General features: G+C 39.6%; 5 protein-coding genes and 1 riboswitch. Of the genes, 3 read left to right on the top strand and 2 right to left on the bottom strand.

Features of this window, described 5'->3' with window-relative positions:
- Positions 1-17: 17 nt before the first annotated feature.
- Both AC6CH7_RS07980 and AC6CH7_RS07975 read left to right on the top strand, forming a co-directional pair.
- Positions 18-2288, top strand: a complete 2271-nt coding sequence (locus AC6CH7_RS07980) for a glycoside hydrolase family 95 protein (RefSeq protein WP_498262171.1) — start codon at positions 18-20, stop codon at positions 2286-2288.
- 99 nt (positions 2289-2387) lie between these two features.
- A complete protein-coding gene (locus tag AC6CH7_RS07975; RefSeq protein ID WP_498262170.1) occupies positions 2388-5045 on the top strand; it encodes a family 78 glycoside hydrolase catalytic domain in 2658 nt (885 codons plus the stop codon).
- A gap of 65 nt (positions 5046-5110) precedes the next feature.
- Here AC6CH7_RS07975 and AC6CH7_RS07970 read toward each other — a convergent pair whose 3' ends face one another.
- Entirely contained in the window at positions 5111-6547 is a 1437-nt protein-coding gene (locus AC6CH7_RS07970) for a SusD/RagB family nutrient-binding outer membrane lipoprotein (RefSeq protein WP_498262169.1), read from the bottom strand.
- 5 nt (positions 6548-6552) lie between these two features.
- Positions 6553-9681, bottom strand: coding sequence for a SusC/RagA family TonB-linked outer membrane protein (locus AC6CH7_RS07965; RefSeq protein WP_498262168.1), 3129 nt, complete (start codon positions 9679-9681; stop codon positions 6553-6555).
- 251 nt (positions 9682-9932) lie between these two features.
- Positions 9933-10041: riboswitch (SAM riboswitch) on the bottom strand.
- Positions 10042-10207: 166 nt separating this feature from the next.
- On the opposite strand from AC6CH7_RS07965, the gene AC6CH7_RS07960 reads away from it, so the two are divergent.
- Positions 10208-12874 carry an alpha-L-rhamnosidase gene (locus AC6CH7_RS07960; RefSeq protein WP_498262167.1) on the top strand — a complete coding sequence of 889 codons (2667 nt, stop codon included), beginning with the start codon at positions 10208-10210 and terminating at the stop codon, positions 12872-12874.
- Positions 12875-12923 lie beyond the last annotated feature (49 nt).

Here is a 12923-nt window from a genome sequence, read left to right as displayed (position 1 = left end):
AACCTGTATATCACAAAATGAAACCACACAAAAAACAAATTTATGCACTTTTTATTTTCCTGCTATTTCAGCTTAGTCTGTCTGCTCAGGTAAAAAAAGTAGTGCAACCCACGCAGGACTTAAAACTATGGGATAATAAGCCTGCCAAAGAATGGATGACGGAAGCTTTCCCTATGGGAAATGGAAGAATTGGCGGGATGGTATTTGGCGGAATCTCACAAGAACGCATTCAATTTAATGAAATTAGTTTTTGGACCGGGGACGAAACAAATACAGGAGCTTATCAGGCATTTGGCGATGTATATATCAATTTTAAAGACAAAGATGCTGTTCCTGCCGACTACCGCAGAGAAACCGACATTAGCAAAGCTGTTCAGAAAATCTCTTTTACAGACAACGGCGTTGCCTATAAACGTGAATATTTTTGCAGTTTCCCTGATAAGGTAATGGTATTGCGTTTTACTGCCAATAAAAAGGCAGGCTACTCGGCTACTATACAACTTAAGGATGCTCATGATGCAAAAGTTACTGCAGATGGAACAAGGTTAACCATTGCAGGCAAACTTGAAAATGGAATGGCATACAGTTCTACTTTATTGGTAAAAACGGAAGGTGGATCTGCGGTTATAGAATCGGATGGTAAAGGTGGCTCTCAATTAAATATTAATAAGGCTGATGCATTTACCATTTTACTCTCGGCAGCAACTGATTATAGCAATAAGCGCGATCAGCAATGGAAGGGTGATGCTCCTGATGCTAAAGTTAAACAGATTTTGGCCACAGCATCAACTAAAAACTATCAGCTGCTGTTAAACAATCACATTAAAGACTATCAGAATTTATTTGGCAGGGTTTCATTAAACCTGGGTGCTACCCCGACAGCTACGCTATTGCTTCCAACTTATAAAAGGATAATTAATTATAAGAAAGCAACAGATCCTCAGCTGGAAGCGCTTATTTTTCAGTATGGAAGATATTTGTTAATTAACTCATCAAGAAAAGGTGGCTTGCCTGCCAATTTGCAAGGCTTATGGAACGAAAGCAACAACCCGCCATGGCGGTCTGATTATCACTCGAACATTAATATACAAATGAATTATTGGCTTGCAGAGCCTACCAATCTTTCTGAATCTCATTTCCCGTACCTGGATTACATAAACAGTATGCGCGAGGTGAAAAAGGAAAATACTAAAAAGGAATATCCTGGGGTACGTGGGTGGACTGTGAAAACGGAAAATAACATTTTTGGTGGCGAAAGCTTTTTATGGAATACACCAGGTAGTGCATGGTATGTACAGTCTATTTGGGAACATTACGCATTTACAAGAGACAAAGCTTATCTTAAAAACTTTGGTTACCCGATACTAAAAGAGATCACGGAGTTTTGGGATGATTATTTGAAACGCAGAGATGACGGCACTTTGGTAGCACCAAAGGGCTGGTCACCAGAACATGGACCTACTGAAGATGGTGTTTCCTACGATCAGCAAATCGTGTATGATCTGTTTACCAATTACATTGAAGCTGCTGATGCTTTAGGCGTTGACAAAGCTTATAGAGATAAAGTAATAGATATGCGTGAGCATTTATTGAAACCTAAAATTGGTAAATGGGGACAGTTACAAGAGTGGGAAACGGATCGTGATGATCCAAAGGATAACCACCGACATGCATCTCATCTTTTTGGTCTACATCCGGGCAGACAGTTCAGTACGACTGAAACACCAGAACTAACAAAGGCAGCTAAAGTAAGTTTACTTGCACGTGGCGATGCGTCAACTGGTTGGTCTATGGCCTGGAAAATGAACTTCTGGGCAAGGTTACATGATGGTGATCATGCCTATCTGATCCTTAAGAACTTTATCACACTTGTTGGTGGCTCTGGTGTTGATTATAATGAAGGTGGTGGAATTTATGCGAATTTGTTTTGCGCACATCCTCCTTTCCAGATAGACGGTAACTTTGGTTATACTGCCGGTGTTGCAGAGATGTTGCTTCAAAGTCAGACGTCAGAAATTGAATTGCTTCCCGCTTTACCTAAAGAATGGACTAGTGGGAGTGTAAATGGCTTGCGTGCAAGAGGTAATTTTGAAATTACTGATCTGCAGTGGAAAGATGGAAAGATCGTTAAGCTTTCTGTAAAATCGCTATCTGGCGGAGATTGCAATCTTCGTGTGCCAAATGCTTTAAAAGCAGTTTTTGCTGTAAAAAACAGCAAAGACGAAAATGAATATAAATATGGTTTTAAAACTGTCGCTGGTAAGGTTTATGGTTTTGTAGGCCAGTAATTAATTAAGGACAGGATAGTGCATGACACTTATGTCAAATTAATTACGGATAATAGTGAGTTGCTTAGGATTTCCGGGCAACTCATTATTAAATCAAATATGAGACCATGTATTAAGACGTTGCTGCAGAAATGTGCAGTATTTGGGCTTTTGTTTGCCGTTAACCTTACGGCCCTTGCCCAGAAATTAAGTGTAAATGACCTTAAGGTTGAGCATCTTAAAAATCCATTGGCCATTGAAACGCCAAAACCCAGATTTAGCTGGAAAATCATTTCAACAGTAAAAAATACCTTACAATCTTCTTATGAAATCAGAGTAGGCACTAGCAAGGCCTCAGTAAATGCAGGTAAGGACCTTGTCTGGAAAGGATCTACCACAGGAGATCAATCTGTATTGATCGAATATGCAGGATCAGAGTTACAATCAAAAAAGAGATATTATTGGCAGGTTAGGGTAAAAGACAATCACGGTAATACCTCTGCCTGGTCTGAACCTGGTCTCTTTCAAATGGGAATTGCTCCGGCAGACTGGACCGCAAAATGGATTACCGTAGCGGGAAAAGATAGCTCTGCAAGAAGTCCGCTTTTTAGAAAGGAATTCTCCTTACAAAAGAAAGTCAAATCGGCTATAGCCTACATTACTGCAAAAGGATTATACGAAGCCAACATCAATGGCCAGCGCATAAGCGATACCTATTTTGCACCGGGATGGACCAGTTATAAAGATCACCTGCAATATCAGGTATATGATGTGACCGCTGCTTTGAAAAGTGGAGCTAATGTACTGGGTGTAAGTTTAGGAAACGGATGGTATAAAGGGCGAATCGGTTTTGGAAATCAGCACAACTTTTATGGTGATACACGCGGATTGTTGATGCAGGTAGAGGTGGAATATACTGATGGCACCGAGGAAACGATAAATACTGATGAGAGCTGGAAATATACCTACGGACCAATCATGGCTTCGGACATTTATGATGGCGAGATTTATGATGCCAGGATGGAAATAGCCGGTTGGAATAATACGGGTTTTAAAGAGGATGCTGCATGGATTGGAGTTGGCACGATGGAGAAAGGGACTGAAAGGCTGGTGGCTATGAGTGGTCCGCCGGTAAGAAAACATGAGCAATTTAAAGCACTTAAAGTTTTCAAAACACCAGCAGGTGAAACGGTAGTGGATTTCGGACAAAACCTGGTAGGTTGGGTAATGCTTAAAGCCAAGGGTGTTGGCGGAACTAAGATCACATTGAGCCATGCCGAGGTGCTTACAAAAGAGGGTAACTTTTATACGGTAAATCTGAGATCTGCAAAGGCACAGGATATTTATATTTTAAAAGAAAATGCGGAACAGGTTTTTGAGCCTCATTTTACTTTTCAGGGATTCAGATATGTGAAGGTAGAAGGCTATCCAGGAGAATTGAAGACGGAAGATTTAACCGCAGTGGCTGTGTATTCGGATATGGAAACGACAGGTAAGTTTTCAACTTCTAATGCCATGCTGAATCAATTGCAGCACAACATCCAATGGGGACAAAAAGGAAATTTTGTAGATGTACCAACTGATTGCCCGCAGCGTGATGAGCGCCTGGGCTGGACAGGGGATGCACAGGCTTTTGCCAATACAGCAGCTTATAATATGGATGTGGCTGGGTTTTTTACCAAATGGTTAAAAGATGTAAAGACAGATCAGCAGCCTAATGGCTCAATTCCGCATGTGATCCCAAATGTATTAGGACCAAATGATGGTGCCTCTGCTGGATGGGCAGATGTATCTACGATTATTCCATGGGATATGTATGTAGCTTATGGAGATCGCAGGATATTAGAAACACAATATGAAAGTATGCAGAAATGGGTGGGGTATATTTCATCCGTTGCAAAAAATAATCTTTGGAATTCAGGTTTCCACTTTGGCGACTGGCTGTTCTATCGTCCGAATGATGATAATGATGGCAGGGCCGCGGTAACCGATAAATATTTGATTGCACAGACCTTTTATGCGCATTCTACACAGTTGCTGATCAATGCGGCAAAAGTATTAGGTAAACAGGATGATGTAGCTAAATACACGGCACTTCTTGCTGAGATCAAAGCAGCGTTTGTGAAGGAATACATGACGCCAACAGGCCGACTGGTATCTGGAACGCAGACCGCATATGTTTTGGCTCTTAATTTTGACATGCTGCCTGAAGAACTGAGAGCACCGTGTGCTGAACGTCTGGTGGCCAATATCCGTGACTATGGAAATCATTTGACAACCGGTTTTTTGGGAACACCTTATTTATGTCATGTGCTAACGAGATTTGGACACAACAATGTGGCTTATGATCTTTTGATGCAGGAAAGCTATCCTTCGTGGCTTTACCCTGTAAAAATGGGTGCTACTACGATATGGGAAAGATGGGACGGTATTAAACCTGATGGATCTTTTCAAACTCCTGATATGAACTCTTATAACCACTATGCTTATGGTGCTATAGGTGACTGGATGTATAGAACAATTGCAGGAATCAATTCGGTAGCTGATCAGCCAGGATATAAGTCTATTGTTATTGCACCAAAACCGGGCGGAAAAATAACTAATGCATCGGCAGAATTAGAAACTGTATATGGTACGGTAAAATCTGCATGGACACTGGAAAATGGATTGTTAAAACTTGATGTTACAGTGCCGGCAAATACCAAAGCTAAGATAGTATTGCCAGATACAACTAAAGAGATTGGATCTGGTAGTTATCACTTTGAAAGTAGGATTTAATAAAAAAGACCTGTATCAATATGAGGTGATGATACAGGTCTTTTTGTTTACTGGAATTTATAATATTATTTTATGTCAAACCACACCCTCGTAGTTAATATATCCGCACCTTGTCTTGCGACTGCGGCTTTGTAATTTGCACCGTTAAGCGATTGTTCACGTCCTGGATATATAAATCTTACAGGTAGTTTTCCTCCTAATGTACCTGCAGCAGCAGGAGCAAGTTCCGGATAATCCAATCTTCTCCACTCAGCAAAGGCTTCTAATCCTTGTCCAAATAAAGCAATCCATTTCTGGTCTCCAATAGATTTTTTGTAGTTACCAGCATTGTATTTAACCGAAGACTGGTTTGTATATGTTGCGATTTCACCTTCTGTAACCCCATACTGTCTTAATGATTCTTCAACAGCTTGTTTGTATAAAGCTGCAGGATCCTCACTGCTAAAACCGCGTGCTGCTATTTCTGCACGATCAAATAATACCTCGGCATAGCTGATGATAACTGCAGGTGCTGAAGGAGCAAGGAAATAAGTGCCGGGTTTAGAAGTTTTATTTAAACCAAGGCTGTTGGCATCACTTGTTAACAAACCATTTGGAACACCAACATAAGTTTCTGGTGTAGCATCTTTAGTTGGACTGGCAAATATTGGAAGACGGGGATCGCTTAGACTCCTCAATTTATCTACAATTGTTTTGCTTATCCTATGGTCATTACGCGTGTCAAATGTATTGCTTATAGGGTTCTGATTAGGAGAAGTAACATATACCAATTGAGCTATTTCGGCATTGCTGCTAATATAAGCACCATCTTCTGCTGCAATTTCAGCTAATACAGCCTTAGTTTTTTCTGGTTCACGGTCGGCTATTCGAAGTGCAATGCGCAATCTTAATGCATTTGCAAACTTTTTCCAACGATCTATCTTACCAGCATAAATGATGTCACCTGCAATTGCTGTACCATTTTGATTCAAATCAGCTTGCGCTGATTTCAGATCCTCAAGTAATCCAAAATAAACATCTTTCTGGCTATCATATACTGGAGTTACGAATTCCTTTATCTGGATAGATTGAGAATAGGGTATATCTCCGTAAGCATCTGTTAGCAATAAAAATGTCCATGATCTTAATATTTTAGCCACCCCTCTGTAATTGGTGTTTTGTTGTATATCGGCTAGCTCAATCAGTTTATTAAGGTTAGTAATACCTTTTGTATATCCGGTGTTCCATAAATCCTGAAGATCGGTATTAGAAAAAATATAACGATCGGCATCGGTATACTGTATTTTTGACCAATGCTGAACAAATAGCAAACTTGAGTTAATATTGTTAGTTCCCCAGTATGCATCAGCAGTGTTCTTTATAGCACCTGTTAACAAATAATCAGGAAGTGGGTTTTCTGCAGCATTGGGATTTTTGTTGATATCTGCCAGCTCATCTTTGCACGAAGTGAAAACAGTTGCTATTATTGCAGAAAAAAGAATTGGAATATATTTGAATTTCATGATGTCTAGAATTTAAAGTTAAGGTTAAAACCAAATGATCTTGTTGTTGGAAGAGTTAGATCCTCCAGACCTTGAGCGTTTCCTGTATTGAATGCAGTTTCAGGATCAATGTTTGGCACATCTTTATGGATGATCCAAAGATTACGTCCCACTATTGAGAAAGTAGCGTCTTGTAACCCGATCTTTTTAACCCATTGCGAAGGAATGTTGTAACTTAATCTAGCTTCTCTTAATTTGATATAAGAAGCGCTGTAAACAAATTGCTCATCTGCATTGGTTGTAGCTTTGTAATACTCTTCTGCAGCAATAATTTTATTGTTCTTAGTGCCATCAGCCAGAACTCCGTCAAAGATCATCCCGTCATTAAATGTAGTACTACCCACGGTATAGGTAAGTCCGCCATTTTCAGCATTTCTTCCTCTCATTGTACTTGCCAGTACTCCTGTGTAAGTTCCTGTAGCGTTACTGCCAGAGAATACTTTACCACCAATTCTGGCGTCTACAAGGAAATTCAGATTGAAATTCTTGTAAGTAAAGTTATTCGTAATTCCGCCTATCCAGTTTGGTGTAAACTTGCCAAGAATTTGTTTTTCAGGATTGATAACCGGAGTGCCATCAGAGCTTACCAGAATTTGTCCGGTAGCATCACGCTGATAGGCAGTTCCGAAGAAAGTACCATAAGGCTGGCCTACTGCAGCCAATACATCAAGCGTTCCACTGGTGCCAATTGTATAGCTGCTAATGCGTCCTTCTTTATCAAGTTCTGTAACCTTACTGCGATTACGTGAATAGTTTAAATTGATGTCCCAGCTAAAGTCTTTAAGTTTAACAGGAGTTAAACCTAATTGAACTTCTATTCCCTTGTTATTGATACTGCCGCCATTAATAAGTTTTTGTGTATATCCTGTTCCTGAACTTACATCAACTTTTAAAATCTGGTTAATACTGTTTGTATTGTATACACTTAGATCCAGCTTAATGCGGTTATCAAACAAGCCAATTTCGGCACCCGCCTCAGTCGATTTAGTGATTTCTGGCAGAAGGTTTGGGTTAAGGTCGATCGTATTGACTGATTGTTGTGGGTTTCCATCAAATGGAGCGGTGAAGCTATAGGTGTTGATCAGCTGATAAGGATCTGTTGCCTTTCCTACTTTAGACCAACCTCCTCTTAGTTTAGCGAAACTGAGCACCTCGCTTTTAATGTCAAAAGCTTCTGTAAGAATTAAACTTCCGTTAACAGAAGGATAGAAGTAAGATAGGTTCGGTTTTGGTAAACTGGAATCCCAGTCGTTACGTGCTGTTAAGTTCAGATATGCATAGTCTCTAAAGCCCAATTGAGCGGATCCAAATAAACTATAGGTTCTAAGTTTGGTGTAAACGTTTGAAGATACCAATGGATCTCTTGAGTTGCTCAATGTATATAAGCCGTTTACTGCCAGCTTGGTCGCTTTCTGATTGTTTTGTTCGAAAGTAGAGGTTCTAATGTTCCCGCCACCCAAAATATCTATCGAGAAATCTGAATTCAGTTTCTTATTGAACTCTAAACGACCTTCGGTATTATTTTCATTAACCGTGTATGCATCTTCCTCGTATGAACCGAAGGGGGTACCATTTGTGCCGTAAGCGATTTTGATCTTTCTACGATCTGTATAGTAATCATTTCCTGTTCTGAAGTTGGCAGAAAGTGCACTTGTAATTTTATAGTTTAATTCGGCATTACCAATAATACGATCGCGTTTCTGGCCAACGGTATTCTCGTAGGCTATGAAGTACGGGTTACTATAGTAACTGTTGTTCCAGTTGAAATCGTTTCCGTTTTCGTCTTTATAGTTTTTAAGCTGATTAACATCTACCTGTCTTCCAAACCATGTAAATTGAAGCATCGGGCCTGTTGCACGTTTTCCGCCAGATGCAGGAAGGTTATCGGCATTGCTTTTTATATAATTTGCAGAAGCGTTTAATGTTAATTTAGGAGTGATTCTGTATGTGGTATTTAATAATAACGAATTCTTGTCCTGAGAAGAATTTGGCAGTATACCACCTTGCGTAAGGTTGTTGTAAGAGAAACGGACATCTTGTTTTTCTCCAGAGCCTGCAATAGCAATACCATTATTAAGCGCAAAACCTGTTTCGAAGAAGTCCCTAACATTATCTGGATGAGCAATAAATGGAACAGCAACACCTTTAGAGTTAAACTGCGGAATTAAACGGCCGTCTAATGCAGGTCCCCAGCTTTCATCTACACCGTCATTTACACCTCCACCTTTTCCATCTACAAAGCTAAACTTGCCGCTTGTGCCTTGTCCGAATGAGTTTTGATAATCGGGTAAGGTTAGCAGATTTGAAAATGTAGCATTAGAGTTAACGCTGATACCTAAGCCTTTTTGACCTCTGCCTGTTTTGGTTTTAATAAGGATAACACCCGCTGCTGCACGTGATCCATATAGTGCTGCTGCATTTGGACCTTTAAGCACACTGATTGATTCAATGTCTTCTGAATTAATATCAGAAATCGTGTTGGCAAAATCCCTTGATCCAGCTATACCTAGATTCTGCGAGTTATCAACAGGTACTCCGTCCACTACAAAGAGGGGTTGGTTGTTACCTGATATAGAGGTTTCGCCACGAATAATAATTCTTGATGAACCCATATCGCCCTGGCTACTTGTAGTTTGTACACCTGCAATTTTTCCGGCCAAAGAGTTGATCAGGTTGGTTTCTTTTGCAGTAGCAATATCTTTAGATTTTAATTCCTGAACTGAGTAGCCCAGCGATTTCTTTTCTTTAGAGATACCAAGGGCTGTAACAACAACTTCACTTAAAGCATTGGCCGAAACATCAAGTGCAATATTTAATGTAGTTGTGGCTGCGGTAACGGTTATCTCTTTTGTAGTATATCCAAGATAAGATATACTAAGCACATCATTAACATCTGCAGCAAGAGAAAACTTACCGCTACCATCTGTAGTGGTTCCGCTTTTTTTACCTTTTATAGTAATTGATGCCCCTGGAATGGTTTCGCCATCAGGATTTCCGGTAACAGTACCTGTTATCTTAACAGATTGTGCCTGTACGGTTTGCAGGAAAAAAAAGGATATAAGTATCCCCGCAAAAATTTTGTATATTTTTAACATGTGAATTAAATAAATGGGTGTATAATAAATTCTTTTGGTTTGTATTAAATAACGCAACAGTGCATTCGTTTTTGACTGATCATAAGACCAGATGAAGGATAATGAGATGGAGATGAGCAGCGCATTTCTTTTTGGTGTACTTTCTGTGTCATGTTTTTATACATTTATAGTTTAGGTCATCCCTTACATACTTTGTCGTGAACAGAATTAGATTTGGTTATGATGATTGATAAGGAGCATTGCGCTGTTTAATCTTATCTTTTCCGCTTTGCAGCGAATTGGAATTAGCACCTTTTACAATAAATTGTAGAGGTTGCTAAGACATCATAGGGCCAATCCCTCAGTCTTTCTTGATAAGCAGGAAGTTTTAAGAACCATTTGCTGCGACAAATATAGGAATAATCTAGTATTCCTATAGAAATTAATAAAATAAATATTCTGTATTTTGAGCAGGACAGTACAGGTTGCTGAAAATGCCTAAGAAAATTAACATTGTAAACACACTCAACTTTACCTGAATATTCTAATGAAATTTCTTTATTCTTTCTTGCTGATACTTTTCGCCATTCCTATGGTAGAAAAAGCATACTCTAATGAAGTTAAACCCTCCGGTTTGCAATGCGAACATTTGATAAACCCAATTGGGGTAGATTTGTTAAATCCGCGCTTGTCGTGGATGATGGCAGATACCCGTCAGGGTGCTAAACAAACTGCCTATAGAATTATTGTAGGTAAAGATTCATCAGAAGTAGCAAGAAAAAAGGGGCTTTCATGGGAGTCTGGCAAAGTAACCTCGTCTGCCAACCTTGTTAATTATAAAGGCAAAACCCTGGAGCCATTTACTAAATACTACTGGTTTGTTGAGCTTTGGGATAAAGATGGTAAACCAGCTTCATCTGGTGCGGTGGCGAGTTTCGAAACAGGAATGATGAAAGTCGACAACTGGAAAGGTACCTGGATTAGTGACGGTAACGATATTGATAAACGTGAGGCTCCATATTTCAGAAAAGTATTTGAACCCGCTAAAAAAATAAAATCTGCAAGGGCATATATTGCTGCTGCTGGTTTATACGAATTATATTTAAATGGGAAAAAAGTAGGCAATCATAGACTTGATCCTATGTACACCCGTTTCGACAGACGTAACTTGTATGTTTCTTACGATGTTACTGCGCAACTTCAAAAAGGTAAAAATGCTGTTGGTGTTTTACTTGGCAATGGATGGTATAACCATCAATCTATTGCGGTATGGAATTTTGACAAGGCACCCTGGAGAGCAAGACCTACTTTTTGTCTGGATTTAAGAATCACTTATGAAGATGGAACTGTTGATGTGGTTACTTCCGGTGGCGACTGGAAAACAAGTTCAAGTCCAATAGTGCTTAACAATATTTATACTGCCGAGCATTATGATGCGCGTAAGGAACAACCAGGTTGGAATACTGCAGATTTTGATGATAAGAAGTGGAATGGAATCTCGCTTAGAGCTGCTCCATCAAATAATGTTGTAAGTCAGGTAATGCAGCCAATTCGTAATGTCGAAGAAATTCCTTCGAAAACAATGCAAAAGGTTAATGACACCGTATATGTTTTTGATCTGGGTCGCAATATTTCCGGAGTTACAAAAATGAAAGTAAGCGGAGAGGAAGGAACTGTTATTCGTATTAAGCATGGCGAACGTTTGCATGCTAATGGAAGATTAGACCTATCTAATATTGATGTTTACTATCGCCCGAAAGACAATACCGATCCTTTTCAAACAGATATCGTTACCTTATCAGGTAAAGGGGAACTTGAGTTTATGCCTAAGTTCAATTACAAGGGATTCCAGTATGTTGAGATAACCAGCAGTAAGCCTATACAATTAACTAAAGAAAGTATCACCGGCTACTTCATGCACAGTGATGTTACCGCGACAGGTAAAATAAGCTCTTCAAATAAGCTAATTGACCGGTTATGGTGGGCAACCAACAATTCTTACTTGTCTAACCTAATGGGGTATCCTACCGATTGTCCGCAAAGAGAAAAGAATGGATGGACTGGCGATGGGCACTTTGCTGTTGAAACAGGCCTGTTTAATTTTGACGGAATCACGGTTTATGAAAAATGGCTTGCCGACCACAGGGATGAGCAACAACCAAATGGCGTACTTCCTGATATTATACCTACAGGTGGATGGGGCTATGGATCAGCAAATGGAACCGACTGGACAAGTACAATTGCAATAATTCCATGGAATATATATATGTTTTACGGCGATAGCAAGTTGCTTTCAGATTCTTATAACAGCATTAAAAGATATGTGAATTACATAGAGCAAATTAGTCCGGCGGGATTAACAACCTTTGGTAGGGGCGATTGGGTGCCTGTTAAATCACAATCATCATTAGAGTATACTTCTTCTACTTATTACTATGTAGATGCAGTTATCCTCGCGAAGGCGGCAAAAATGTTCGGTAAGCAGGGTGATTACAGTTACTACAGCAACCTTGCCGAGAAAATTAAAAAAGCAATAAACGATAAGTATTTAAACCGCGCAACGGGCATTTATGCATCAGGTGTACAAACTGAATTAAGTGTTGCCCTGCAATGGGGATTGGTACCAGAAGAGCTTATTGCAAAAGTTGCAGAGAATCTTGCCAAAAGAGTTGCTGCCGATGGAATGCATCTTGATGTGGGTGTTTTGGGTGCAAAAGCAATATTAAATGCATTGAGTGATAATGGCCAGGCAGAAACTGCATATAAACTTGCCGCTCAAGATACCTACCCTTCATGGGGATGGTGGATTGTGAATGGAGCAACTACTTTATATGAAAACTGGGATATAAAAGCTGAAAGAGACATTTCTTTAAATCACATGATGTTTGGTGAAATAGGAGGCTGGTTCTTTAAAGGTTTGGGTGGAATTCATCCTGATGAACAACAACCAGGATTTAAGAATATTCAGCTTCGTCCTAATTTCGTTTCAGGATTAGAACATTTCGAGGCAGAGCATGATGGTCCTTATGGTAAGATCGTGTCTTCATGGAAAAGATCTGGAAATGCTGTAATCTATACCGTAACTATTCCTGCAAATTCAAGTGCTACAATTACTTTTCCATTAACAGAGGGGAAAAAAGCCTTTAAAGATGGTAAACCTGTTACTGGTAAAACAAACGTTGGGGCAGGTAAATATCAGTTTGAAATCAGATAGCAGTTATTTGTCTGATATAGCCGAATTGCATTAAATTACTTACTTTTAG

Source organism: Pedobacter sp. GQ55, assembly GCF_059758925.1.
This window is presented reverse-complemented; position numbering and strand designations above follow the sequence as displayed.

Bases quoted from the DNA above. Each gene is read 5' to 3' on its own strand.
- AC6CH7_RS07980 (WP_498262171.1), top strand. From the start codon at position 18: ATGAAACCACACAAAAAACAAATTTATGCACTTTTTATTTTCCTGCTA.
- AC6CH7_RS07975 (WP_498262170.1), top strand. From the start codon at position 2,388: ATGAGACCATGTATTAAGACGTTGCTGCAGAAATGTGCAGTATTTGGG.
- AC6CH7_RS07970 (WP_498262169.1), bottom strand. From the start codon at position 6,547: ATGAAATTCAAATATATTCCAATTCTTTTTTCTGCAATAATAGCAACT.
- AC6CH7_RS07965 (WP_498262168.1), bottom strand. From the start codon at position 9,681: ATGTTAAAAATATACAAAATTTTTGCGGGGATACTTATATCCTTTTTT.
- AC6CH7_RS07960 (WP_498262167.1), top strand. From the start codon at position 10,208: ATGAAATTTCTTTATTCTTTCTTGCTGATACTTTTCGCCATTCCTATG.